Annotated in this window: 27 protein-coding genes and 1 tRNA gene; 16 read left to right on the plus strand and 12 right to left on the minus strand. The window is 38.0% G+C overall.

From position 1 onward, the window contains the following. Window positions 1-159 precede the first annotated feature (159 nt). Window positions 160-798 (plus strand): stringent starvation protein SspA, encoded by a 639-nt coding sequence (sspA, locus tag DV415_RS03915; RefSeq protein ID WP_005633569.1) that lies wholly within the window; start codon window positions 160-162, stop codon window positions 796-798. Then, a complete protein-coding gene (locus DV415_RS03920) occupies window positions 798-1,250 on the plus strand; it encodes a ClpXP protease specificity-enhancing factor (protein WP_118790071.1) in 453 nt (150 codons plus the stop codon). The genes sspA and DV415_RS03920 overlap by 1 nt, the downstream gene beginning before the upstream one ends. Window positions 1,251-1,293: 43 nt before the next feature. Here the strand turns inward: DV415_RS03920 and DV415_RS03925 are convergent, their stop codons facing one another. After that, window positions 1,294-1,518, minus strand: a complete 225-nt coding sequence (locus DV415_RS03925; RefSeq protein WP_118775893.1) for a hypothetical protein — start codon at window positions 1,516-1,518, stop codon at window positions 1,294-1,296. 96 nt (window positions 1,519-1,614) lie between these two features. On the opposite strand from DV415_RS03925, the gene DV415_RS03930 reads away from it, so the two are divergent. Further along, window positions 1,615-1,893, plus strand: a complete 279-nt coding sequence (locus DV415_RS03930) for a helix-turn-helix domain-containing protein (protein WP_105880628.1) — start codon at window positions 1,615-1,617, stop codon at window positions 1,891-1,893. Between the two features lie 51 nt (window positions 1,894-1,944). Here the strand turns inward: DV415_RS03930 and dxs are convergent, their stop codons facing one another. The 3 genes from dxs to xseB are packed head-to-tail and all read right to left on the minus strand — an operon-like array spanning window position 1,945 to window position 5,003. Beyond that, window positions 1,945-3,819 (minus strand): 1-deoxy-D-xylulose-5-phosphate synthase, encoded by a 1,875-nt coding sequence (gene dxs, locus DV415_RS03935; protein ID WP_118790072.1) that lies wholly within the window; start codon window positions 3,817-3,819, stop codon window positions 1,945-1,947. Window positions 3,820-3,873: 54 nt separating this feature from the next. Then, entirely contained in the window at window positions 3,874-4,764 is an 891-nt protein-coding gene (gene ispA, locus DV415_RS03940; RefSeq protein WP_118790073.1) for a (2E,6E)-farnesyl diphosphate synthase, read from the minus strand. Continuing rightward, window positions 4,764-5,003 (minus strand): exodeoxyribonuclease VII small subunit, encoded by a 240-nt coding sequence (gene xseB / locus DV415_RS03945; RefSeq protein WP_005628882.1) that lies wholly within the window; start codon window positions 5,001-5,003, stop codon window positions 4,764-4,766. The genes ispA and xseB overlap by 1 nt, the downstream gene beginning before the upstream one ends. Before the next feature lie 158 nt (window positions 5,004-5,161). Between xseB and thiI the strand changes: the two genes are divergently transcribed. The 5 genes from thiI to cspD all read left to right on the plus strand — a co-directional run bounded on the left by thiI (window position 5,162) and on the right by cspD (window position 8,181). Further along, window positions 5,162-6,619 carry a tRNA uracil 4-sulfurtransferase ThiI gene (thiI, locus tag DV415_RS03950; protein WP_118790074.1) on the plus strand — a complete coding sequence of 486 codons (1,458 nt, stop codon included), beginning with the start codon at window positions 5,162-5,164 and terminating at the stop codon, window positions 6,617-6,619. Window positions 6,620-6,633: 14 nt separating this feature from the next. Next, window positions 6,634-6,954 carry a YqcC family protein gene (locus DV415_RS03955; RefSeq protein ID WP_046942853.1) on the plus strand — a complete coding sequence of 107 codons (321 nt, stop codon included), beginning with the start codon at window positions 6,634-6,636 and terminating at the stop codon, window positions 6,952-6,954. Next, on the plus strand, window positions 6,948-7,667 hold the full coding sequence (gene truC, locus DV415_RS03960; RefSeq protein WP_118790075.1) for a tRNA pseudouridine(65) synthase TruC: 720 nt from the start codon (window positions 6,948-6,950) through the stop codon (window positions 7,665-7,667). Before DV415_RS03955 ends, truC begins: the two co-directional genes overlap by 7 nt. Further along, a complete protein-coding gene (locus DV415_RS03965; protein ID WP_005628875.1) occupies window positions 7,660-7,818 on the plus strand; it encodes a YoaH family protein in 159 nt (52 codons plus the stop codon). The genes truC and DV415_RS03965 overlap by 8 nt, the downstream gene beginning before the upstream one ends. 144 nt (window positions 7,819-7,962) lie before the next feature. After that, the gene (cspD, locus tag DV415_RS03970; protein ID WP_005628872.1) at window positions 7,963-8,181 is read left to right on the plus strand and encodes a cold shock domain-containing protein CspD; all 219 of its coding nucleotides are present in this window, start codon (window positions 7,963-7,965) and stop codon (window positions 8,179-8,181) included. A gap of 71 nt (window positions 8,182-8,252) precedes the next feature. Here the strand turns inward: cspD and matP are convergent, their stop codons facing one another. Further along, on the minus strand, window positions 8,253-8,699 hold the full coding sequence (gene matP / locus DV415_RS03975) for a macrodomain Ter protein MatP (RefSeq protein WP_005628871.1): 447 nt from the start codon (window positions 8,697-8,699) through the stop codon (window positions 8,253-8,255). Window positions 8,700-8,825: 126 nt separating this feature from the next. Between matP and DV415_RS03980 the strand changes: the two genes are divergently transcribed. Together DV415_RS03980 and fabA are read left to right on the plus strand one after the other, a co-directional pair. Further along, window positions 8,826-10,601, plus strand: a complete 1,776-nt coding sequence (locus DV415_RS03980) for an AAA family ATPase (RefSeq protein ID WP_192879087.1) — start codon at window positions 8,826-8,828, stop codon at window positions 10,599-10,601. A gap of 169 nt (window positions 10,602-10,770) precedes the next feature. Then, window positions 10,771-11,304, plus strand: a complete 534-nt coding sequence (fabA, locus tag DV415_RS03985) for a bifunctional 3-hydroxydecanoyl-ACP dehydratase/trans-2-decenoyl-ACP isomerase (RefSeq protein ID WP_005631615.1) — start codon at window positions 10,771-10,773, stop codon at window positions 11,302-11,304. Between the two features lie 111 nt (window positions 11,305-11,415). Here fabA and DV415_RS03990 read toward each other — a convergent pair whose 3' ends face one another. Then, complete coding sequence (locus tag DV415_RS03990) at window positions 11,416-11,979, minus strand: YceB family lipoprotein (RefSeq protein WP_118790077.1); 564 nt, start codon at window positions 11,977-11,979, stop codon at window positions 11,416-11,418. 79 nt (window positions 11,980-12,058) lie between these two features. On the opposite strand from DV415_RS03990, the gene DV415_RS03995 reads away from it, so the two are divergent. From DV415_RS03995 to infB, 6 genes are all read left to right on the plus strand, one after another. Further along, window positions 12,059-12,781, plus strand: coding sequence for a BUD32 family EKC/KEOPS complex subunit (locus DV415_RS03995; RefSeq protein ID WP_118790078.1), 723 nt, complete (start codon window positions 12,059-12,061; stop codon window positions 12,779-12,781). Then, window positions 12,781-12,915, plus strand: coding sequence for a hypothetical protein (locus DV415_RS10420; RefSeq protein WP_275045267.1), 135 nt, complete (start codon window positions 12,781-12,783; stop codon window positions 12,913-12,915). The genes DV415_RS03995 and DV415_RS10420 overlap by 1 nt, the downstream gene beginning before the upstream one ends. A 103-nt stretch (window positions 12,916-13,018) precedes the next feature. Next, window positions 13,019-13,095: transfer RNA gene (locus tag DV415_RS04005), tRNA-Met, on the plus strand. Between the two features lie 186 nt (window positions 13,096-13,281). Next, the gene (gene rimP, locus DV415_RS04010) at window positions 13,282-13,737 is read left to right on the plus strand and encodes a ribosome maturation factor RimP (RefSeq protein ID WP_118790080.1); all 456 of its coding nucleotides are present in this window, start codon (window positions 13,282-13,284) and stop codon (window positions 13,735-13,737) included. A 17-nt stretch (window positions 13,738-13,754) separates the two neighbouring features. Then, complete coding sequence (nusA, locus tag DV415_RS04015; RefSeq protein ID WP_005645077.1) at window positions 13,755-15,242, plus strand: transcription termination factor NusA; 1,488 nt, start codon at window positions 13,755-13,757, stop codon at window positions 15,240-15,242. An 11-nt stretch (window positions 15,243-15,253) separates the two neighbouring features. Continuing rightward, window positions 15,254-17,788: a translation initiation factor IF-2 gene (gene infB / locus DV415_RS04020; RefSeq protein WP_118781424.1), complete on the plus strand. Its 2,535-nt coding sequence runs from the start codon at window positions 15,254-15,256 to the stop codon at window positions 17,786-17,788. A gap of 78 nt (window positions 17,789-17,866) precedes the next feature. Here infB and DV415_RS04025 read toward each other — a convergent pair whose 3' ends face one another. From DV415_RS04025 to DV415_RS04050, 6 genes are all read right to left on the minus strand, one after another. Beyond that, entirely contained in the window at window positions 17,867-21,046 is a 3,180-nt protein-coding gene (locus DV415_RS04025) for a type I restriction endonuclease subunit R (RefSeq protein ID WP_118790081.1), read from the minus strand. A gap of 108 nt (window positions 21,047-21,154) precedes the next feature. Next, the gene (locus tag DV415_RS10190; RefSeq protein ID WP_192879088.1) at window positions 21,155-21,481 is read right to left on the minus strand and encodes a hypothetical protein; all 327 of its coding nucleotides are present in this window, start codon (window positions 21,479-21,481) and stop codon (window positions 21,155-21,157) included. A 10-nt stretch (window positions 21,482-21,491) separates the two neighbouring features. Beyond that, window positions 21,492-21,911, minus strand: a complete 420-nt coding sequence (locus DV415_RS10345; RefSeq protein WP_239990904.1) for a hypothetical protein — start codon at window positions 21,909-21,911, stop codon at window positions 21,492-21,494. A 36-nt stretch (window positions 21,912-21,947) separates the two neighbouring features. After that, entirely contained in the window at window positions 21,948-22,799 is an 852-nt protein-coding gene (locus DV415_RS04040; protein WP_118790082.1) for an FRG domain-containing protein, read from the minus strand. 1 nt (window position 22,800) lies between these two features. Beyond that, entirely contained in the window at window positions 22,801-24,216 is a 1,416-nt protein-coding gene (locus DV415_RS04045; RefSeq protein ID WP_118790083.1) for a restriction endonuclease subunit S, read from the minus strand. After that, window positions 24,206-25,885 (minus strand): class I SAM-dependent DNA methyltransferase, encoded by a 1,680-nt coding sequence (locus tag DV415_RS04050; protein WP_118794420.1) that lies wholly within the window; start codon window positions 25,883-25,885, stop codon window positions 24,206-24,208. Before DV415_RS04050 ends, DV415_RS04045 begins: the two co-directional genes overlap by 11 nt. Window positions 25,886-26,047: the final 162 nt, after the last annotated feature.

A 26,047-nucleotide genomic window follows, 5' to 3' on the forward strand; every position in this document is an offset into this window, starting at 1 on the left:
TCGAAAAAGAAAAGCAGAGAGAAATCTCTGCTTTTTTGTTATCTAACTTATTGATTATAAAACAATAAAAAAGAATTGTTTGGCAAATGACTTACGCTTTGTGGTAGAATACACACCCCTTGTAAAATATAGAATATTTTTGGATCTTCGGAGGAATAAATGTCCAGCGCATCAAGTAAACGTTCAGTAATGACTCTTTTTTCAAATAAAGATGATATTTACTGTCATCAGGTAAAAATTGTTTTAGCTGAAAAAGGTGTACTTTATGAGAACGAAGAAGTTGATTTGCAAGCATTACCAGAAGATTTAATGGAATTAAATCCATATGCTACGGTGCCTACGTTAGTTGATCGTGATCTTGTTTTGTTTAGTTCGCGAATTATTATGGAATATCTTGACGAGCGTTTTCCGCATCCACCATTAATGCAAGTGTATCCAGTCTCTCGAGCAAAAGATCGTCTTTTGATGTTACGAATTGAACAAGATTGGTATCCAACTCTCAAGAAAGCAGAAAATGGTACAGAAAGTGAAAAAGCTGAAGCGCTTAAACAATTAAAAGAAGAACTTTTAGCGATTACACCAGTTTTCCAGCAAACACCTTATTTCATGAATGAAGAGTTTGGTTTAGTGGATTGTTATGTTGCTCCATTGTTATGGAAATTAAAACATTTAGGCGTGGAATTTACAGGCCCAGGTAGTAAACCTATTAAGGGATATATGGATCGTGTATTTAGTCGGGATTCATTCTTGCAGTCTGTAGGTGAGGCTGCACCGAAAAATTTAATGGATGATAAGTAATGGAATATAAAGCTTCCCCTAAGCGCCCTTATTTATTACGCGCCTATTATGATTGGCTAGTAGATAATAGTTTCACGCCTTATTTAGTTGTTGATGCGACTTACTTAGGTGTGAATGTTCCTGTCGAATATGTAAAAGATGGGCAGATTGTATTGAACTTGTCTGCTAATGCTACGGGCAATTTACAACTTACAAATGATTTCATCCAGTTTAATGCCCGATTTAAAGGTGTTTCTCGTGAGCTGTATATCCCAATGGGCGCAGCGCTTGCGATCTATGCTCGTGAAAATGGTGATGGCGTGATGTTTGAGCCAGAAGAGGTTTACGATGAACTTAATTCTGAGCCAGATACAGAGCAACCAACTAGTTTTCATGAAGTAGTAGATACCCCTAAAAAGCGAGAAGAAAAAAAGAAAACAAAATCAGTTTCCCATTTAAGAATTGTGGATTAATGATCTAAAAATAAAAAAGAGGCTGCAGCCTCTTTTTTAATAATTACAGTATTCGTTTAATTTCTGAAATATCTGTGTAGCCACGGTTTTTTAGTTCTGAATAAGCAACAGTTCTCGCTTTACCATCTTTATTTATGGCAATGTTAGCTAATTCCCTATCTGATTTTCTAGACATTTCTTCTTTTAATTCTCTAATTTCATTTGCACTTTCTTGAATAGAATTTGCCGCGCTTTTGGCTACGCTACCAACAACATCCCAGAATCCCATATTTATTTCTCCATTGTTGAAATTGTTAATAATGTTATGTTTTAAGATTTTAACCCCAAAACAGGTTTATTATATATTGCACCTAAAATAGGTGCAATGGGAAATTTAAGATTATCAGTTCATTCGGCTGAACATACTTGGTTGAGAAAGTTATTTATTCAACGACGTAATGATTTAGGATTATCACAGCGTGCATTAGGTAAAAAAATGGGCGTGCTTGCGTCATTTATTGGAAAAGTAGAAACAGGTGACCGAAGACTAGATATTCTTGAATTTATTCAATATTGTAAAGGATTAGAGCTTGATCCTGTTCAGATATTAGATGATATTGAGAAACGATTTTATTCTACTTTAGAAACTAGAAAACACATCTAATCTTGACGGCACTTTAAAATTTAAGGAATGGGCGGAATTATTCCGCCCTTTTTAATTTGGAGTTTTCTGAATAAAAGAAAGAATTTTTTCTTCAATTCCTTTTGAATCTAATCCCAAATCTTTCAAGGCCTCTTGCTGTGTTGCTTGTGGAATAAAATAATCTGGCAAACCAAGCTGTAAAAGTGCGGTTGATTTTCCTGATGAATTTAGCACTTCCGCAACTGCAGATCCCGCTCCACCTTGAATGGCATTTTCTTCTAATGTGACTAAATAATCGTGAGTTTGTGCAAGCACATTAATCATCTCAATATCAATTGGTTTCACAAAACGCATATCGACAACAGTGGCATTAAGTTTTTCTGCTGCCTCTAACGAGGATGGTAAAAGGGTACCAAAGTTTAAAATCGCAATTTTTTGACCTTCTCGAATTAAACGTGATTTACCGATAGGAAGCATTTCTAAAGGTGTTAGTTCAACACCAATGGCATTTCCGCGAGGATAACGCACAGCCGCAGGTTTTCCACATTGATAACCTGTATAGAGCATTTGACGGCATTCATTTTCATCACTTGGTGTCATGATAATCATATTTGGAATACAACGCATAAAGCTGAGATCAAATGCCCCTTGGTGTGTTGGGCCATCAGCGCCAACTATCCCTGCTCGATCAATCGCAAATAGCACAGGAAGATTTTGAATGGCAACATCGTGAATTAATTGATCGTAAGCACGTTGTAAAAATGTCGAGTAAATTGCGACGATAGGTTTATATCCGCCAATAGCGAGTCCAGTAGCAAACGTGACGGCGTGTTGCTCTGCAATTGCCACATCAAAATATTGTTCTGGAAAACGTTGAGAAAACTCCACCATGCCAGAGCCTTCACGCATTGCAGGTGTGATACCAATAATTTTGGAATCTTTTTCTGCCATTTCGCATAGCCAATCACCAAAAATTTTCGAATAAGTTGGCTTAGTATTGTGTTTAGGCAATTCACCACTGATTGGGTCAAATTTTGGTACGCCGTGGAAACCAATAGGATCTTTTTCTGCGGGCGCGTATCCTTTACCTTTTTTCGTTTTTATATGTAAAAATTGTGGGCCTTTCAGATTACGCATATTCGTAAGTGTTGCCACTAATTCGTCAATATTATGCCCATCCACTGGACCAATATAATTAAAACCGAGTTCTTCAAATAATGTACTTTCTGGTGAGAACATCACCCCTTTCATGTGTTCTTCGGTTTTTTTCATAAAGTTTTTTACAGGTGGAACTTTATCGAGAATTTTTTTACTTCCATCTCGTAATGTGGAGTAGATAGAACCTGAGAAAATTCGAGCAAGGTGATTGTTTAGTGCACCGACATTCTCTGAAATAGACATTTCATTATCATTTAAAATGACCAACATATCAGTGTGAACAGAACCTGCGTGATTCAGCGCTTCAAAAGCCATTCCTGCAGTAATTGCGCCATCACCGATGACGCATACCGTTTTTCTACCTGCATTTTCTCGTTCTGCGGCAACTGCAATACCTAATCCAGCACTAATAGAAGTAGATGAGTGGCCAACGCTTAACACGTCAAATTCACTTTCTTCACGCCAAGGGAAAGGATGAATGCCGTCTTTTTGGCGAATTGTGGACATTTGATCTCGACGACCGGTTAAAATTTTGTGGGGATAAGCTTGATGTCCAACATCCCAAATTAACTGATCAAATGGTGTTTTATATACGTAATGTAGTGCAACGGTTAGCTCTACAGTGCCTAAACCTGATGCTAAATGCCCGCTAGTTTGACTAACAGATTCTAAAAGATAACCGCGTAATTCTTGGCAGAGTTGTGGTAGCTGATCTTTATTTAAAAGACGCAAATCTTCTGGTGAATTAATCAAAGATAATAAGGGGTAATTGTTCATATTGTTAGTCATTTTAAAAACGTTATAATTTTTGACCGCACTTTGTGAGCATTGATGCGGTCGGTATTAACTTTTTCTAGTAATAATGAATTCAGCTAATGCACGAAGTGCGGTTGTATCAAAAGGAATTTTTTCTAATTCAGACAAAGCACTTTGATATAGATCTTGCGCTTTTTGTTTTGCGCCGCTTAACCCAAGTAATTTTGGATATGTACTTTTATCTAAATCAAGATCGGCGCCGACTTGTTTGCCAATTTCTGCGCTATCACCCTCAATATCTAAAATATCATCTTGAACTTGAAAGGCTAACCCAATGGCTTCCGCATATTGTGTTAAGGATTGTTCTAATGTTTTGTTGGCAAAATGTGGAGAACAAATAAAACCTAATTTTAATGCAGCAATCAGCAATGCGCCCGTTTTGTTACGATGGATTAATTCTAATTCACTTAAACTAATTTGTTTGTGCTCAGAGATAAGATCTAAACTTTGCCCTAAGCACATTCCTTGTACGCCAGAGCCTTGCGCTAAAATTTGAACTAAAGCCAGTTTTTGTTCAGAAGAAATATTTGGCGTTTTAGTTAACATTTCAAAAGCAAAACTTTGAAGGGCATCGCCCGCAAGAATAGCCGTAGCTTCATCAAATTGGATATGACAAGTAGGGTGTCCACGACGTAGATTGTCATCATCCATTGCAGGTAAATCATCGTGAATTAAAGAATAGGCATGAATGGCTTCAATAGCAGCAGCGGCGTAATCTAAGGTTTGTTTCTCTGCGCCAAGCATTTGTCCTGTTGCGTAAACTAAAAAAGGTCTAACTCGTTTACCACCAAGTAATAATGCGTATTTCATCGCGTCAAGCAAAGGTGCATTATGACTTTCAATGCCCTCAAATTGAGCTTCTAAAAAGTGGTTAATACGAGTTTGAATCTGTTGTAATTCTTCAGAAAAGTTACCCATTAAGCATTCCCTTCATAATCATTCAGTGGGGCATCTTCTGTTTTTTGCAATAAGATCTGAATACGTTGTTCTGCTTGTTGTAAACGTTCTTGTCCTAGCTTAGCTAATTGCACACCTTGTTCAAATTCTTTTAATGCTTCTTCTAACGGTAGATCGCCATTTTCCAAATGTGTAACAATATTTTCTAACTGCGCTAACGTTGTTTCAAAATCTTGTGAAGATGCGGGTTTACGCGCCATGGAATTATCCTTTTTCACGGTAAAAATTGCTTGCCATTGTACTGTATTTTACTTGAGTTGTTAAAAAATTATTTCAAGCTAGGACCAGTGGACTTTTGACTATCTTTGCGTAAAATACTCGCCACTTTAAATACCCAAGAAATACCTAAGCTATTTATATGAAATTTATCGTTAAACTTTTCCCTGAAATTATGATTAAAAGCGAAACTGTGCGTAAACGTTTTGCAAAAATTTTGACCTCTAATATCCGCAATATATTACAGAAATATGATGAAGAAACTGCAGTTGTACGTCACTGGGATTACATTGAAGTGCGGTCAAAAAATGAAGAAAATCGTGAAGAATTAATCGCCTTGTTACAACGTATTCCAGGTATTCATCATTTTTTAGAAGTTGAAGAAAAACCGTTTACCGATTTACATCATATTTTTGAATTGACGCTTGCTGATGTAGCACAACAACTTCAAGGCAAAACCTTTTGCGTTCGAGTAAAACGTAAGGGTAAACATAAATTTAGTTCGATTGAAGCAGAACGTTATATTGGCGGTGGATTAAATCAACATATTGAAAGTGCAAAAGTGCGGTTGAAAAATCCAGATGTGACTGTTCGTATTGATATTGAAGATGACAAAATGATGTTAGTTAAAGCACGTCACGCAGGGATTGGCGGTTATCCGATTGGGACGCAAGAGGATGTGCTTTCTTTAATTTCTGGGGGATTTGATTCAGGGGTATCGAGTTACATGCTGATTCGTCGTGGTTCCCGAGTTCATTATTGTTTCTTTAATCTTGGCGGTGCCGCCCACGAAATTGGCGTAAAACAAATGGCTTATCATATTTGGCAACGCTATAGCTCTTCACATAAAGTACGCTTTATTGCGATTAACTTTGAGGGGGTTGTCGGTGAGATTTTAGAGAAAGTCGATAACGGCCAAATGGGCGTTGTATTAAAGCGGATGATGGTGCGAGCCGCAAGTAAAGTCGCTCAACGTTTTAATATTGAAGCGATTGTGACAGGGGAGGCATTAGGGCAAGTTTCTAGCCAAACTTTAACCAATTTGCGATTGATTGATGAAGCCGCTGATGCCTTAGTATTACGTCCGTTAATTACGCATGATAAAGAACAAATTATCGCGATGGCGAAAGAAATTGGTACTGACGATATTGCAAAATCTATGCCTGAATTTTGTGGTGTGATTTCAAAAAATCCTACAATCAAAGCGGTTTGTGAAAAGATTCTAGAAGAAGAAGGGCATTTTAATTTTGAGATTCTTGAAAGTGCGGTGCAAAATGCGAAATATTTAGATATTCGCCAGATCGCAGAAGAAACAGAAAAAGAAGTCGTAGAAGTCGAGGCAATTTCTGTATTAGGTGAAAATGAAGTGATTTTGGATATTCGTAGCCCAGAAGAAACGGATGAAAATCCATTTGAATCGGATACACATGAAGTCATTCAAATGCCGTTCTACAAACTTTCTTCTCAATTTGGTAGCCTTGATCAAAGTAAAAATTACGTGTTGTATTGTGAACGTGGTGTGATGAGCAAATTACAAGCCTTATATTTGAAAGAAAATGGTTTTTCAAATGTGCGCGTATTTGCAAAAGACATTCATTAATTAGGACATAAAATATGCGTAATCAAACTAAACAGCATCTTGAACAGCTTCAAATTACCATGCAGCAGCTTAATTTATGGCAAACGATGCCCCCTGCTGCAGAGGCATTTTTAAGTGAAGAACCTTTTTCAATTGATACGATGTCTGCCGAAGAGTGGCTACAGTGGGTATTTATTCCACGCATGCAGGCATTATTAGAAAGTGGTTCTGCTTTACCAAATAAAATTGCTATTTCTCCTTATATTGAAGAAGCAATGAAGGAATTTGATGAGTTACAACAACTATTAACTCCTTTAGTTGCTTTAGAAGAACTTCTGAACAAGAAAGAATGTTAGAAATTTTATATCAAGATGAGTTTCTCGTTGCAGTGAATAAGCCTGCAGGCATGTTGGTTCATCGCAGTTGGTTAGATCCTTACGAAACTCAATTTGTGATGCAAACTTTGCGAGATCAAATTGGCCAGCATGTATTTCCTATTCATCGTTTAGATCGACCGACATCTGGCGTGTTGTTATTTGCATTGAGCAGTGAAATTGCGAACCTAATGTGTGAACAGTTTGAACAAAAGTGCGTTCAGAAATCTTATTTGGCTGTAGTACGAGGGTATCTACAGGGAAAAGAGCGGATAGATTATCCACTAAAAATTCAATTAGATAAAATCGCAGATAAATTTTCTCAAGAAGATAAAGGGCCTCAAGAAGCGATTACTGATTATGAAGGATTAAAAATAGTCGAAATGCCTTATCCTGCTGGGCGTTATCAAACGGCGCGTTATTCTTTAGTTAAATTAATCCCTCATACAGGCAGAAAACACCAATTACGTCGCCATATGAAACATATTTTTCACCCAATTTTAGGTGATACGCAATATGGTGATTTGCATCAAAATCGTGCGTTAACCTTGCATCTTGGCTGTTCTCGGTTATTTTTACATTCTAATATGTTGTCTTTTATTCATCCAATAACGAAAGAGCAAATAACAATTACAGCAGGTTTAGATGAACAATGGAATCAATTAATGAATCAATTTGGATGGAAAAATGTTTGATATTAACTTAACACACGAACAGCAGCAAAAAGCAGTTGAGCAAATTCAAGAACTTATGGCAAAAGGGATTAGTAGCGGAGAAGCGATTCAAATAGTGGCGAAAGCACTACGAGAAATTCATAAAAATGATAAAAAAACTCCAGAAAATTAAATTTTTTGTGATCTACTTATCATTTTTGAATATTGCTCATTGCATAACCGATCAAAATATTTGAATATAACGTCCATTCGAGGTGATAAGGCGAGAGTCTTATTGATTTATTGTTTTAGTAGGCGAAGCCTAGAGAGGTCTTTTATGGAAATTGGTGTTGTGAAATGGTTCAATAATGCAAAAGGATTTGGTTTCATTTCCGCAGAAGGCGTGGATGCCGATATTTTTGCACATTATTCAGTGATTGAAATGGACGGTTATCGTTCATTAAAAGCTGGTCAAAAGGTGCAATTTGAAGTTATCCACGGAGACAAAGGATCTCATGCCACGAAAATAATTCCACTTGTGGATAATCAAGAGTAATAATGCGAATACTCTAAATTTTTTCTCTATTAGTCCTAACTCAAAAAGACAAGAATTGCAGCTTGTCTTTTTTATTTCAATAAATTCTTTAAACTGGTTTTCATTGCTGCCATTTGATTTTCAAATTGTGCTTTGCTTTCTCTTTCGTCAATCATATAGGTAATTGTTTCCGAAAGTGTCATTTTCATTTTTCGAGAATATTTAGAAAGACGTAGCCAAACCGCATATTCCAAATCAATAGATTTTTTCTTGGTATGTTGTTTTTCTCCATTAAAAAAGCGTTTACGGCGGGCACGAATAGCTTGATCAAGCTTAATTGGTAAGGCTGGAGAAAGATGATTTTTAATCCATTCTTCAATTTTTTCTGGATAATTTTGGGATTCTAATAATTCTTGGGCTTTGGCTTCTTGCAAACTGCGTTCTTCATAACGCGTGATATTTTCCCCTTCGCGATGTTTACGAATTAGGTAAATCCATTTCCAATTTGCTTCTTGATTTTCGAGTTTTTGGTATTTCATTTTTTATCATTGAGTGACGTGGTAACTGCATTAATATACGTGTTTTTATGCCGATTTTCTAGTGGATTTTCACAAGGCTATTAAATATGCGATAATGTGGTCAATTTTTCTAGAAAGAGACCAGCCGTGAGTTCATTATTTTCTCAACAACAAGCTATTGAGCAATCTTTAAATTGGCAGGCATTACAACCTGATTTGGCAATTCAAGATTTTCCTTTAGAACCAGTGGATTTTTGGGCATTACAACCGAATGCCACACAGGCTATCGATTTATTTTTACGCCATCCAACGCGTTCCTTATTGATGATGAAAGTCGGTGAGCCAGTTGAATATGCGGAATTATTACAAGATTTTATATCGCAAAACCATCACAAAGAGCGGTCAATTTTCGGTGTGAATTATGTGATAGAGCAGGGCGACTCTTTTTCTTTTCCTCATGTTTATACTGAGCCAGCAAAATCTTTAGATGATAATTTTGCCAGTCAAGGTGAGGCGTTAAGCGCGTTGTATTGCGATCAATTCCAGCTTTTTGGTAGTTTTCGGATTCATCCAAGTTCACAAGATATTCAATTAGTGCCAGGATTAGTGCATAAAGCTAATGGCGGAGTTTTGATTTTAAGTGCGGCAACATTGTTATCTCAATTTGATTTATGGGGGCGATTAAAACAAATTCTGCAAACCCAAACTTTTGATTGGTATTCAGCCCATCCATTTAAAAATTTACCTTGTGATATACCAGGCTATGGGCTGAACTTAAAAGTGATTGTACTTGGTAATCGTACTGAATTAGCCACTTTGGCTGAGTTAGAAGAAAACCTTTATTCTTTCGCCGATTATGCTGAAATTGAAAGTTATGTTTCTGTGGCTGAAGTGGAGGAACAAAAAACTTGGGCGGGTTATGTTCAACAAATGGCTCAAGAGCAAAATATTGAGCTAGATTTTTCGGCGTTAAATAAACTCTATCAATTATTAGTTCGTGAAAGTGAAGATCGCTTTTTAATTAACGCATCACCTCTTAAATTAAAAGAAATATTACAGGATGCTTCAACTTTTGCTGAAAAAACAGCATTAAGTGCGGAGGATTTTGAGGATATTTTTCAACAAAAATTGGCGCAATATGGTTTTCTAAAAGAACAAACTTATGCCGATATTTTAAATGAGCAAGTTTATGTCGAAACTCAAGGGGAAATTGTTGGCCAAATTAATGGCCTTTCAGTAATTGAATATCCAGGCACCCCTGTATGTTTCGGCGAGCCTTCGCGTATTAGTTGTATTGTGCAATTCGGTGAAGGGGAAGTGATCGACGTTGAAAGAAAAAATGAACTCGCTGGAAATATTCATGGTAAAGGCATGATGATTGCGCAAGCTTGCCTTTCCAATATATTAGATTTGCCATCGCAATTACCATTTTCTGCCTCATTAGTGTTTGAACAGTCTTATGGTGAAATTGATGGTGATAGTGCATCTTTGGCGATTTTCTGTGTGCTAGCAAGTGCTTTGGCCGATTTGCCTTTGCCTCAAAATATCGCAATTACAGGATCGATTGATCAATTTGGACTTGTTCATTCTGTTGGTGGGGTGAATTATAAGATTGAAGGCTTTTTTACTATTTGCCAACGTCGTGGTTTAACTGGAAAACAAGGTGTTATCATCCCTATGACGACCATTCAGCAACTGAGTTTGTCTGATGAAGTGAAAAGTGCGGTAAAAAATGGTGAATTTTTTATTTATCCTGTAGAAGATATTTATCAAGCTTGTGAATTATTATTTAATCGTGATTTGCTAGATGAAAACAAAGATTATACAGAAAAAACTGAGCCTTTATCTCGTCTCATTCAACGTCGAATTGAGGGGAGAGCTGATTCAGAAAGAAAAGGTTTGTGGAATTTCTTCCGTCCTTAATAGATAAAAAGCGAACATTTGTTCGCTTTTATTTCTTCTATAATCTGTCAAAGTGACTGCTCCGACAAGTTTTGCGAACAAGTGTTAGCTGTTTACAGTTTATTGTGTTCTCTTTAGAATGTGTCAAATCAGTTTTAAACTGGGTTTATCATATAAAAAGGAATCTAAGATGCAAAACACTTGTACACCTAATAAAAAAAGTAGCTATTCTTATGATGATTTGCTCGCGTCAGGTCGCGGCGAATTATTCGGTAAAGAAGGGCCACAATTACCCGCTCCGACCATGTTGATGATGGATCGCATTATTGAAATGAATGAGGAAACAGGTGCTTTTAGCAAAGGGTATATTGAAGCTGAACTTGATATTAAACCTGAATTGCCATTTTTTGGGTGTCATTTCATTGGCGATCCAGTAATGCCAGGTTGTTTAGGATTGGATGCTATGTGGCAGCTTGTTGGGTTTTATTTAGGCTGGATTGGTGGCAAAGGAAAAGGGCGAGCATTAGGGGTTGGCGAAGTAAAATTCACGGGGCAAATTTTGCCGACGGCTAAAAAAGTGGTGTACCGAATCCATATGAAACGAGTTATTAATCGTAAACTGGTTATGGGAATGGCTGATGGTGAAGTTGAAGTAGATGGTCGCGTTATTTATACAGCAACAGATTTAAAAGTTGGATTATTCCAAGATACCTCAGCATTTTAATTTTTCTTTATTAATTCATACAAAAGAGCGGTGAAAATTTTTCTTAGATTTTCACCGAACTTTTTATCCTTCTATCAATAAGCAATGTTCAATTACATCATATAAATGTTATTAGAACATGCTAGTCTCTAAGGAAAGTTGCCCTTTTTCTATACGGATTTCTTTAGCAAATTTTTTTATAAGCACATCACGCATATTGTTTTTATCTAATGTATAAACCGGAATATGTTCCAGTAATTTAGCGACATTTTCATTTAAAAAAGGCATGATTGTTTGCATTTGTTGCATATATTGCTGTGGTTCTCCTGACCAACGTAAAATACGCATTTTCTTTAAATAAACTGCGCCTTTTTCGGGATTATAATAAGGAATTGTATCGAAGGTCAGATTTAATTTTCCAGGCAATTTTTTATTGCCAAATTGAAATAAACCCTCTAAAGTACCGCTCATTTCTACGCGTTTATCATTAGTTTGTCCAATTTTGGTACTCAAATTTTTTACTTGATAATCAAGAAAAAATAATCCTGGTAAGCCAAATTTATCCGCAATAGCTCCTTTCTCTTGTAGATATTGATTAATTTGAGATTCAGTTATTGAAAAAGGTGAGGCCGATATATTAGGGGATACTGCTAAAATAGATGTTAACGTAAGAAATAATAGTTTAATTTTTTTCATATCTAATTTTTAGTTAAATTAAAAGCAAAAGAAAAATGGTGGACAAATATACCACAAATAGCCATGGAGTGATGTCGTAATGAGCCCTGAATTTAAAGAATATGTTAATCAATTAGTCATAGCACATCGTGATGAAAGAATTTATCCTTTTCAATATGAAGGCAAGAAATTTTGGTTGAAGCAACCTGAAAAATTGAAAGGGATTTGGCTATTATTAAAACCTAGACCTAAGCAATCTTTTAAAAATGAATTACAAACTTTATTAAATCTTTCTGAAAAAAATGCGTCAGTTCCAACGCTCTTTTATCACGATGAGGATTTTTTTGTTTTGGAAGATGCGGGAGCCACTGTATCACAATGGCTATGTGATAAGAAGATAGATGATCAGCAAAAATTTTCGATTATTTATGACGCTTGTCTCGCTTTGATTGATTTACATACTAAAAATCTGGTGCATGGTCGTCCTGCTATTAGAGATATCACTTGGGATAAGGGAAAGGTTACTTTTCTTGATTTTGAATCTCGTTCAAGTAGTCAAAATCAAAATTGGTTAATCGTTCGAGATATGTTGTTTTTCTTTGATAGTTTATGTAGAGAAGAAGATATTTCAGACGATTTTATTCAAAAAGTGATCTTGTATTATCAAGCACATTGTGAAGCGAAAAATTGGCATAATATGATTATATATTTGCAGCGTTTTCGCTGGATTTACTATCTTTTGTTACCTTTTAAACCTATTGCAAAGACAGATCTAATTGCAGTTTATCGCTTATTTGAGATTTTATTAATAAAGAAAAAATGATGAAGAAAACACTTTTTATTATTGTATTATCAAGCATATTAGCGGCTTGTACTGTAGGTGGTGGCGTCAGCGCCGGTGGCGGAAGTAACGGCGTTGGATTAGGACTAGGGATTGGCTCTGGTATTCAATTCTAGTGATGATGAAAAGTGCGGTAAGTTTTAGCAAAGTTTTTAAGTAACTTAGTAAAACTTCTTGCATTTTAAATTTTTATCACTATAATGCACCCCATATTTCGGACGCGGGGTGGAGCAGCTTGGTAGCTCGTCGGGCTCATAACCCGAAGGCCGTCGGTTCAAATCCGGCCCCCGCAACCAATAATAAGTTCAGTAAAAGAACCCCAGTTTTGGGGTTTTTTTCTATAAGAAATTTAATAAAAACTGGGCTTAGGTTCCTGTGAACCTAACCCTTTTTTTATGCCTAAAATTTTTTGTAGAAGTTTTTAAATTAATCAAAAGAAGTTATTTTGGCTAAAAACTGACACTACAATATAGGAGTAGAAATTGGCTACATTAGAACAAAATTTACAAGAAATGCTACAAGGCGCAGTAGAAGATTTAGGCTGTGAACTGTGGGGCATTGAATGTCAGCGCGCGGGTCGTTTTATGACAGTGCGTTTATTTATAGATAAAGAAGGTGGCGTAACTGTCGATGATTGTGCAGATGTAAGTCGCCAAGTGAGCGCAATTTTAGACGTAGAAGATCCGATTGCGGATAAATACAATCTAGAGGTGTCGTCACCAGGTTTAGATCGTCCACTATTTACCTTGCCGCAATTTGAACGCTATATTGGGCAAGATATCGCCGTGCATTTGCGGATTCCTGTAATAGAACGCCGTAAATGGCAAGGTAAGTTAGAGCGTATTGAAAACGATATGGTGACTTTAATCGTTGATGGACAGGAACAAGTTTTAGTCTTTGGTAACATTCAAAAAGCGAATGTTGTTGCAAAATTTTAAAAGGAGTAAAAGAAAAAATGAGTAAAGAGATTTTACTGGCGGCAGAAGCCGTATCCAATGAAAAGTTATTACCACGTGAGAAAATTTTTGAAGCATTAGAAAGTGCAATTGCGCTTTCTACCAAGAAAAAATACGAATACGAAACTGATATTCGTGTATCAATCAACCCAAAAACAGGGGATTTTGATACTTTCCGTCGTTGGTTAATTGTTGATGAAGTCAAAGTGCCAACGAAAGAAATCACTTTAGAAGCGGCACAATTTGAAGATCCAAATCTTCAACTAGGCGATTATGTAGAAGATCAAATCGAATCTATCGCATTTGACCGTATTGCAATGCAAACTGTACGCCAAGTAATCAGCACCAAAATCCGTGAGGCTGAGCGTGCAAAAGTTGTAGAACAGTTCCGCGCTGAAGAAGGCAAAATTGTAACGGGTACTGTGAAAAAAGTAAGTCGTGACAGCATCATCTTAGATCTTGGCAATAAAGCAGAAGCGATGATTGCTCGTGAAGACATGTTGCCACGTGAAAATTTCCGTCCAGGTGACCGTGTGCGTGGTGTGCTTTATAAAGTAAATCCTGAAGGCAAAACTGCACAATTATTTGTGACACGTTCTAAACCAGAAATGTTGATCGAATTATTCCGTATTGAAGTGCCTGAAATTGGCGAGGAAATGATTGAAATTCGTGGTGCGGCTCGTGATCCCGGCTCTCGCGCTAAAATTGCAGTGAAATCAAACGATAAGAGAATTGATCCAGTTGGTGCTTGTGTGGGGATGCGTGGTGCGCGTGTTCAAGCCATTACCAATGAACTTGGTGGTGAGCGCGTAGATATCGTGCTTTGGGATGATAATCCAGCACAATTCGTGATCAATGCAATGGCACCAGCTGATGTGTCTTCTATCATCGTTGATGAAGATAATCATTCTATGGATATTGCCGTTGAAGCAGCTAATCTTGCGCAAGCAATTGGTCGTAATGGTCAAAACGTGCGTTTAGCAACACAATTAACAGGTTGGACACTAAACGTAATGACTACTGATGACTTAAATGCAAAACATCAAGCAGAAGATAACAAAGTTTTAAACTTATTTATGAATGCATTAGAACTTGATGAAGAATTTGCACAAATCCTTGTAGAAGAAGGCTTCACAAGTTTAGAAGAAATTGCTTATGTGCCAATGAATGAATTGACAGCAATTGATGGTTTAGAAGATGAAGATCTTGTCGAAGAACTTCAAACTCGTGCTAAAAATGCGATTACAGCAGCAGCGGTTGCTGAAGAAGAAGCATTGAAAAAAGCAAATATTGAAGATCGTTTATTGAATTTAGATGGCATGAATCGCCATGTGGCATTCAAATTAGCTGAAAAACAAATTACTACTCTCGAAGAACTCGCCGAACAGGGTGTAGATGATTTAGCAGATATTGAAGAATTAACAGCAGAACAGGCAGCAGATTTAATTATGGCTGCACGTAATATCTGTTGGTTTGGCGAAGAATAAGGAGAGCAGTAATGACTGAAGATGTTAAGGCTGATGCGCCAAAAAAATTAAGCATTCAACGCAGAACAAAAACAACAGTGAGCAGCACCACAACTGGCGGTAAAAGCAAAGAAGTACAAGTAGAAGTACGTAAAAAACGCACAGTAAAAACTGATATTGCTCAACAAGAAGAAGCAAAATTAAAAGCACAGCAGGAAGCTGAAGCGAAAAAAATTGCTGAACAAAAAGCTGCAGAAGAAAAAGCTCGTTTAGAAGCTGAAAAAGCAGCAGCTAAGAAAGAAGCTGATGAAAAAGCAAAAGCTGAAAAAGCGAAAGCAGAAACAGCTAAGCAAGCAAAAAGTGCGGTAGATTCTAAAGCTAAATCTGTTGATCCTGAAAAAGAGAAACGTAAAGCAGAAGAAGCAGAACTTCGTCGTAAAGCTGAAGAATTAGCTCGTCAAAAAGCAGAAGAACAAGCTCGCCGTGCAGCAGAAGAAGCGAAACGTTATGCTGAAGCAGATGATTCAGACAATGAATCTTCTTCAGAAGACTATTCTGATTACAACTTAAGTTCAAGATATGCACTTGAAGCTGAAGATGAAGAAGATCGTCGTAACGAAAATCGTGGCCGTGGTAAAAATAAAGTAGCGAAAGCGAAAAAAGGCGGTCGCGACGATGAAAATAGCAAAAACTCGAAAAACGAGCGCGAATCTAATCGTAAAAATCAAAAAGACGCTAAGTTTGGTAAAGGTAAAAATGGCAAAAAAGGTGCCGCACTTCAACAAGCCTTTACTAAACCTGTGCAAGCTGTAAAAGCAGATGTTGTCATTGGTGAAACCATCACCGTTGCTGAATTAGCGAACAAGATGGCTGTAAAAGCGACTGAAATCATCAAAACGATGATGAAGATGGGCGAAATGGTTACTATTAACCAAGTTATCGACCAAGAAACCGCTCAATTAGTAGCAGAAGAACTTGGTCATAAAGTGATTCTTCGCAATGAAAATGAGCTTGAAGAAGCGGTATTAGGCGATCGCGATGTAAATGCAGAAAAAGTAACGCGTGCACCAGTTGTAACCATCATGGGTCACGTTGACCACGGTAAAACCTCTTTACTTGACTATATTCGTAAAGCGAAAGTTGCAGCCGGTGAAGCGGGTGGTATTACCCAACATATCGGTGCGTATCACGTAGAAATGGATGATGGCAAAATGATCACCTTCTTAGATACTCCGGGACACGCTGCGTTTACTTCTATGCGTGCACGTGGTGCAAAAGCAACAGATATCGTTGTTCTTGTTGTTGCTGCCGATGATGGTGTGATGCCTCAAACTATCGAAGCGATTCAACACGCCAAAGCAGCGGGTGCGCCTTTAGTGGTTGCAGTAAATAAAATCGATAAACCAGAAGCAAATCCAGATCGTGTTGAGCAAGAATTATTACAACATGATGTCATTTCTGAAAAATTTGGTGGTGATGTGCAATTCGTTCCAGTATCTGCGAAGAAAGGTACAGGGGTTGATGATTTATTAGATGCAATCTTACTTCAATCAGAAGTGCTTGAATTAACCGCTGTAAAAGACGGCATGGCAAGTGGTGTAGTCATTGAATCTTACTTGGATAAAGGTCGTGGCCCTGTGGCAACTATCTTGGTTCAATCAGGTACATTACGTAAAGGTGACATCGTACTTTGTGGTTTTGAATACGGCCGTGTACGTGCAATGCGTGATGAAAACGGGAAAGAAGTTGATGAAGCAGGTCCTTCAATTCCAGTTGAATTATTAGGTCTTTCAGGCGTGCCTGCAGCGGGTGATGAAGCAACCGTTGTACGTGATGAGAAAAAAGCACGTGAAGTGGCGTTATATCGTCAAGGTAAATTCCGTGAAGTGAAATTAGCTCGTCAGCAAAAAGCGAAACTTGAAAATATGTTTAGCAATATGTCTGAAGGCGACGTGGCTGAATTGAACGTTATTGTGAAAGCGGACGTACAAGGCTCTGTGGAAGCGATTGTTCAAGCGTTAAATGAGCTTTCTACCAATGAAGTAAAAGTTAAAGTTGTTGGTTCTGGCGTAGGTGGTATAACTGAAACTGATGCAACTTTAGCTGCAGCATCTAATGCCATTATTGTTGGCTTTAACGTTCGTGCTGATGCATCTGCGCGTCGTGTCATTGAAGCGGAAAACATTGATTTACGTTACTACTCAATCATCTATGAATTGTTGAATGAAATTAAAGCAGCAATGAGCGGTATGTTAGAGCCTGAATTTAAACAAGAAATTATTGGCTTAGCTGAAGTTCGTGATGTATTCCGTCATCCGAAATTTGGTGCAATCGCAGGTTGTATGGTAACCGAAGGTGTAGTGAAACGTAACAACCCAATCCGTGTATTACGTGACAACGTCGTTATCTTTGAAGGGGAATTAGAATCTCTTCGCCGTTTCAAAGACGATGTATCTGAAGTTCGTAACGGTATGGAATGTGGTATCGGCGTGAAAAACTACAACGATGTAAAAGTCGGCGATCAAATCGAGGTGTTTGAAGTGGTTGAAGTTAAACGTTCAATCTAACTTTTAACAAAATAAAGGGCGGTTAAAAATCATCTGGTTTTTAACCGCCCTTTTGTTATTAAATAAACCGCATCAAAATTATAAACCAGTTAAATCCTCTGCAATTTCTTCAGCTTGTTTAATCACATAAGTTACTGCTTCTTCCTGTTTATCGGGTGGATATTTGTAGCGTTGTAGGGCGCGTTTAACGAGAATACGCATTTTGGCTCGTACCGCTTCTTTGTATTGCCAGTCGATTGTGACCGATTTTCTAAGTGTTTCCGTGATTTCTTTCGCCAGTTTAGAAAGCACTTCATCACCCATCAAATCTTTTGCACTTTGATTTTGAGATAGAGCTTCATAGAAGGCAAGTTCTTCCTTGGTTAATCCTAGTTTTTTGCCTAATGCTAAACGTTCTTGGAAATCTTGGCTCATTTTAAAGAGTTCCTCCAAAATCTCTACCACAGTCAAATTGTGATTGTGGTATTGATTCAATGCTTCCTTCAAACGCTGTTCAAAATCTTTTTGCAAGGTTAAGTTTGTGCCTGATTTAACTTTAATTTCACTTGCTAAATAACGTTCCATTGCCGTAACCCATAAATTTTTAGTTGGGCTATTTTTAACAGTTTGTAAAAATTCCTCGGAAAGCAGGCTGATTTGTGGTTGTGGTTTTTCTAGCAGATCAAATAAATCAATCACGCCTTCAGAATACACAGTTTGATTAACCAATTTTTTCAATAAAATCTGTCTTTCATTTGTGCCTGTGCCTTTTTGTTCGCGTTTAGTTAAAATTGCCCGTACGGCATCATAAAAGGCGATTTCTTGGTTATACGGCTCAACTTCAGCCAATGCACCGCATAGCATATAGCCTTTTTTTACCAAACCCGCCGCTTTCAAAAAAGCTTTTTTGCGTGGTTCGATTTCTTTTTTATTAAACCAATGCTGCTCGTGCGCTTTACCATCAAACGGTAATTGATCGAGGCTTAAAATATGGTTGGCGGCAAGCCGAATCGCCATCAAAAGATCATTCGGATTATCTTTTTCTAAGGCAATCTGAACATCAAAAGTTTTTCCTTTAACTGGCGTTGCAAACAGGCTGCGGATAACTTCTAAATGCTCTTTCATTTTAAAGAACACATCAATCACGCTATCAGCCAGTTTGCCCTTGCCTTGTGAATTCGTGTATTGCTGGGTCGCTTCTTTGAGTTTTTCGGCAATACCGACATAATCCACAATCAAGCCGCCATTTTCTCGACTTTTATTGCGGAATACGCGGTTAACCCGCGCAATCGCCTGCATCAGGTTGTGCCCTTGCATCGGCTTGTCGATATACATCGTATTACAGCAAGGCGCATCAAAACCCGTCAGCCACATATCGCGCACAATCACCACTTTCAGCGGATCGTTCGGGTCTTTAAAGCGGCGTTCTAGCGTTTGTTTTTCCTGTTTACTGTAAACGTGTTTCTGCATTTCCGGCGCATCGGAAGCAGAACCCGTCATCACAATTTTAATTGCCCCTTCGTTAATATTGTCCGAATGCCATTCAGGGCGCAGTTTGATGATTTCATTGTATAAGTCCACGCAAATTTGACGGCTGGAAACCACCATCATCGCTTTGCTGTCGACGACTTCATTGCGTTTGGCGAAATGCTGCACAAAATCCGCGGCTAAATCAGCCAGGCGGGCTTGCGACCCTAGCAATTTTTCCTGCAACCGCAGGGCAGGGGATCGCTCCTCTTCCAGAAGCTCATCAATTTCTTTGAATAGCTCATCGTGTTCTTTTTCGTTTAAGCGGATTTGGCGTGCTTCATACACAATCGGCACGGTTGCACCATCTTCCACCGCATCTTGCAAGTCATAAATCGACACATACCGCCCGAACACATCTTGCGTGTCCTTATCTTCTAGGCTAATCGGCGTACCGGTAAAACCGATAAACGAAGCATTGGGCAGCGCATCGCGCAAATGGCGAGCATAACCTGCTTGGAATTTGCCGTTATGCAATTTTTGCGTAAAGCCATATTGACTGCGGTGTGCCTCATCGCTGATTACAATAATATTGCTACGCTCATTTAAAACAGGGAAGCGGCTTTCTTCCTCATTTAGGGCGAATTTTTGAATCGTAGTAAAAAACACGCCGCCGACTTCATTTTGCGCAAGCAGTTGGCGTAGTTGATCGCGGTCTTCTACTTGTTGTGGTGTCTGTTTGATTAAGTCTTTGCCTGAAGAAAAGGTTTGGAAGAGCTGACCGTCCAAATCGTTGCGGTCGGTGACCATCACAATAGTGGGATTTTTCAATTCAGGCTGCGCAAGCAGTTTGCCGGCATAAAACAACATGGAAATCGATTTCCCCGAACCCTGTGTATGCCACATCACGCCAATGCGGCGGTCGCCTTTTTCGGAAGTTGCCCAAATGGTGGAATCTACCGCTTCATTTACGCCGTAATATTGATGGTACGCCGCGATTTTTTTAATGGTTTTACCGGTGGAGTCTCGCTCAAATAAAACGAAATAGCGGATATAGTCCAATAAATCCTCAGGCTTCATTAAGCCATTGAGCAGGCTTTGCAATTCATCATCAAAATATAACCGCGTGCTTTTATTTTTTTCATCGACTACTTTCCACGGCGTAAAGCGTTGGAAATCTGCCGAAAGCGAGCCTAAACGTGCGGCAATACCGTCTGAAATAATGAGGGTTTGGTTGTAAACAAACAGCTCGGCAATTTCATCTTTATAGGTTTCAAACTGATTAAACGCTTGCAACAAATCCGCCGATTCACGCAGCGGATTTTTCAGCTCAAATACCACCAAAGGCAGTCCATTCACAAAACCGATAATATCAGGAATCCGCTTTCCCCCTTTACGGCTACGGATTTCCAGCTGATTGACGGCAACAAAACGGTTGTTCTTTACCTGCTCAAAATCCACCAAGCGTGCCATCTCGATTTTTTGCTCATTTTGTCCGTTGCTATTGGGAGCCTGATATTCCACCCGCACGCCATCACGCAACAGTTTATAAAACGCCTGATTACGCACCACCAAGTCGCCAATATCGCTTTTCGTCGCCGATTTGACCACAGAATCCACCGCACTTTCAGGCAGCTGCGGATTAAGTTTACGCACCGCCTCACGCAGTTGCTCAATAAAAACTACGCCACTCAAATCGCCACGGGCAAACTCGCCTTCATGAACAGGCAAGTCTTTACCGTAGCGATATTCCCAACCGAGGGATTGTAGGCGTTGAAGGGTGAGTTGTTCGATGTCGTTTTCGTTGAGCATAGGTGTTCCTTACTTGATTTTATAAGAGGATCGGCATTACTAAAATCATCCCATTTTTTTTATGAAAGCTGGAAATGTTGTTGAGTATCATCTCCACAGGTTTATTTTCTAGTGTTGATAATTTAGTTCAACATCTTGTTCAAGCTTATTTTTATAATTTTCTGATTTTTGGATAAGTTTTATTTGCTTATCTTTAATGGAATTCAGGGAACGCATTGTTCGCTCGTAACGTATTCTTCCTATAACAAGTTTTTTTTCTAATGTCGCTAATTTAAGTTCTTGCTCAGCCTTATATTTATTTTCAAGACGTTGTAGTTTTTGCTCTAATTCTATAACCTTAGCTTCATCTTCAAGCAGTGATATTTTGACTAGAATAATAGGTATAGCAATCCCAAATGAGATCGCAATAAAATAACAAAAAACTGTACCCACCATTGATATACTCCTATTTATTCTTGATATTCTTAGGTAGAAACGGAATCATGCTTGATGTTAGCATCGCAATTTCTTGATTTATATAGACAAGATTTTCTTGCCTTTCATTATTTTCATTTGTGAGTTGTTGAATTTCTGCATCCCAAATAGCTTGTTGTTTTTCTAATGATTCTTTTTTTTCAATTACCTCTTGTGATTCTGTTTTTTTTGATATTTCATCTATTTTTATGTTAATTTCACATTCCTTTGATGAAAGACTGTTTTTTGAAAAAAAAACAGAATAAATAAGATAAATTGGCATAATGATAAATGACATAATCAAAAATGTATATAAAAACACGAACAATGGGTGCCAAGGGTTACTAACCATGGCCATAATAAGTACTAAAATACCGAAAGATATAATCCAAGGGCCTATTAGTGCAATCATTAATTTCCTCCTATGTTTTAAGGTATTTTCTATTGATTAATCCTGATATTCTAAATTAATCTCTGCAATCGCATTATCAATGCCAATTTCACAAAGTTTTATTTTTCCTAATAAATCAGGATAAATTGTTGAAGCATCAATATTAATTGAGGCAAGATAAGCTAAAACATCTTTTCTTAACTTACTGGAAATTAACATTTTACTTAATCTGTGAAAAACATGTTCATTGCCAAAATTTGTGTTCAGTTTGGCGATATCTTCAAATTCAATCGATGATAATTTCGTAAAAACACCTTTTTGTGCATTAATCCGATTTCCAATTTTAATTTCTGGCTCAATAATGAGTTTTTTACCAAAATTAAAAAATTCATTTAATTCATAAATAACACGATATTCGTTTTCTTTCTTGTTTTCTTCCTGACTTTCAAAAGCAAAATAAAGTGCAACAAAGAAAGATTTTGTCCAATCTAATAAAGGTGTTTTTAACTGATAATGTTGTGCAAATGCCCAAATATCATCATCTTTAAGATTGCTTGGTAATAAAATATAACCATCAATACTTTGATTGAGAAGAATACGTTTACAATGCTTAAGATATTTTTCTTGCAGCTTTTCATAATCTTTTCGAATGTCAATTTGGTTACCAAACTTTTCTAAATATCGTTCTAAGGTTGATTGTAAGCAATAATCTACATGGCTATGCCCACGATAGTATCGAGCATAAGTCGTATAACTCTCACTTACTAATGGTATTGTTTTATATACATAAGGTGTTTCTTCACCAAATTTATTGAAATGGGAAGAGAAAAGCATTTTTAGTTCGTCTAATGTATTGATTTCACCAACAACTGGGACTTTATCTTTTCCTATAAATTTAAAATCTTCCATTTTAAATTTCCCCGTTCAATAATTTAGGTAACAATAGATCTCTAGAATTAGATAAGATCTCATTTTGGTAGCTATTAAATATGGATTTATCTAGAATTTTCTTTAATAACTTTTCAAAGGCTAAATGTACATCATTATTTGCTAGCAGTAGTGGATATTTTAAAATATCTTTAGTGCTAATGTTTGGTTGTGCAGAACCTTGTGCAGTAAAGTCAACAAAGTTTTTGAATTCCTCTTGAATTACATTCATATATATAAAACTATAAAATGTTTCAGATTTATTTATTCGTTTAGCTAGAAATTTAGCCACACGTTGATTCAACATAGCCTTTTTATTTGCTGGCATTCTCCCTACTTTTCCAACATAAGCACCTGTTAGTCCAATGGCAATATCTCCATCATTTAAAACAAAATTAGAACGCAAAGATAAGTTATCTTCTGAAACGAAACCATTTCCTTCAACTGTCAGAATTTTGGATTGTATAGAGCCAATTTTTATTACTGGAATTCCACTATCAGTCCATTCTGAACTTTTAAATGCATAACCATTTTGCATTTCACAAATTTCTGAAAGTGTTGTTTTTTCCCACCCCTTCGGCACTTCAACCCCATCAATCGCCACCATCTCACACGGAAACGCTTTGGCGGTTTCGGCTAATTCGGCGTAGCGGTCAGGCTGTGTTTGTGAAAGTGCTGTCAGTTCTTCGGGTGTTTTTCCACTGATTGTCTGCATGGCTGCAAGCTCTGCTTGTTCAAGGCTAAGGCCGTCTGAAAGGGCTTGGGCTTTGGCACGCACGGGATCGAAATCGACAAACCAACTTTTAAATAGGGCTTGGGCGATTTGTTCTAAGGTTTGGTTGATTTGGGTGTTGAGGTAGATTTTTTGATCCAATCTATCAATAATGTCTACAATTTCATTTTGAATATCTATATCTGGCAAAATAATGGGTAATTTTAATTGTTCTGTTATTCCTATATATGCTCTAGTTGAACCACTACCAGCCCATTGTTGTAAGATTGATTGAAAATATTGAGAATCAAAATAATATTTTAAATATAAGTTATTTAATTTTTGTTTGTCTTTAACTCGATAGTATGTAACCTGAGGAGTTAATACAAGAAAAGGATATTTATTTTCTTGAACAGTAGCTGTTCTTCCAATAGTAGCTTTATGTGAAAGTAAAATATCCCCTGCTATTGAAAAACCTTTTCGCAAAGTATTAGCCTGCTTTTCTGTAATAAATTTACAACTAGAGAAGTTAACTAGTCCATTAGATAAATCAGATGCCATAATGAATGGAATCCCATCTTCAACGTAATCTTTAGATGTAGGATGAATAGAACCATGATTTCCATCTAGAGGCTTTTCTATAATTTGAAGATCTACTAATTCTTGAACTGTATATTTAGCAGTCATACCCCAATCCCCCTAAATTCTTCTTAATTTCCGCTTCCAACTCTGCACTTTTCGCAAATTGTTCCTTCAAAAGGGCGGTCAGATTTTGCATTTTTTCTGCAAATGGCACGCCGTCGTCTTCTTGTTCTGCGGTGCCGACATAGCGTCCCGGTGTGAGGACGAACTCGTAGCCCGCAATGTCTTCTAAAGTCGCGGATTTGCAGAAAGCGGCTTGGTCTTCATAGCCATCTGATGTTTGCCAAGCATGGAGGGTGTTGGCAATTTTGGTGATGTCGTCAGCGGTGAAATCACGCAATACACGGTCTTTCATATAGCCGATTTGGCGGGCATCGATAAACAACACTTCGCCTTTGCGCTTTTTGTTGCAGTTTAAAAACCAAATACAGGCAGGGATTTGGGTGTTGGTGAAGAGCTGGCCGGGCAGGGCAACCATACATTCGACTAGGTCGGCATTGATGATGGATTTGCGGATTTCGCCTTCGTTGTTGGTTTGGCTGCTCATGGAGCCGTTGGCAAGCAATAATGCCATTTTGCCGTTGGGCGAGAGGTGGTAAATCATGTGTTGCAGCCAAGCGAAGTTGGCGTTGCCTTTCGGTGGTGTGCCGTATGCCCAACGCGGATCATCGGCCAGGGATTCGCTCCACCAATCACTGATGTTGAATGGCGGGTTTGCCATGATGAAATCCATCTTTTTGTCGATGTGTTGCGGCTGGGTGAAGCTGTCGGCGTTGTGTTTGCCGAAGTCGTAGTCAATGCCACGAATCGCCATATTCATGGCGGCAAGTTTCCAAGTGGTCGGGTTGAATTCTTGCCCGTAAATGGACACGTTGTTGATGTTGCCTTGATGGGCGGTGATAAAGCGTTCGGTTTGCACGAAAAAGCCGCCGCTGCCCATGGCCGGGTCATACACGCGGCCGGAGTATGGCTCGAGCATTTCGACAATCAGGGAAACGATGGATTTGGGCGTGAAATATTGTCCGCCGCGTTTGCCTTCGGCTTGGGCAAAGCGACCGAGGAAGTATTCGTAAACGTGGCCGAGAATATCTTTTGCGCCTAAATGTACGGGCTCGCCGTTGTAAGTCGGACGGGTAAAGTGGGTATCGGAGAACAGGATAATCAGTCCGCGTAGAGTGTCTTCGTTTACGGCATAGCCGCTGATGCGTTGGAGTACGCCTTTGAGTTTTTCGTTGTCTTTTTCAATAGCATCAAAGGCATCATCAATCAGTTTTGCCACGCCTGAGAATTTCCCACCCCAAGGCAATTCTGCCCCAGTGTTGAGAATAGAGACTTCTTGTAAGGCTTGCCAACGTGCAGAAGCTGGCACCCAAAATACGTTATCCGCAGTGTAATAATCACGGTTTTCTAGTTCTGCGGTTAAAGCTTCTTGATATTCTTCTTCAGTATCAAAAAAAGTGCGGTCAAGATAGAGTGGATTTTCAGGTGTAGAGAGTTCCGCCTGAATTTTTTCCTGTTGATGGGTGAAACTATCAGAAATGTATTTTAAGAAGATGAGACCAAGAACGATATGTTTATAGTTAGCGGCATCAAGTTGTTGGCGGAGCTTATCGGCAGATGCCCAAAGTTTTTCATCTAATTCATTTAAAAATGCTTGTTGTAATGTGTGATTTTCATCGACAATCTTGGTCGTCTCGTCTCGTCTCGCTTGCATAAATTATGCCCTCTGTAAAGTGATTTTTATCGGAAGTTTGAATATTCAAACAAATTATCAGATGTCATTTTATCGAAAAACAGTATCGGGTTGAAAGGGATTTTTGCGTGCTAAATCCAATGATTTCCAGTAGAATGAGGCACTTTTATAAATAAGGAATAA

The organism is Haemophilus haemolyticus (genome assembly GCF_003490595.1).
Classification (GTDB): domain Bacteria; phylum Pseudomonadota; class Gammaproteobacteria; order Enterobacterales; family Pasteurellaceae; genus Haemophilus; species Haemophilus haemolyticus_L.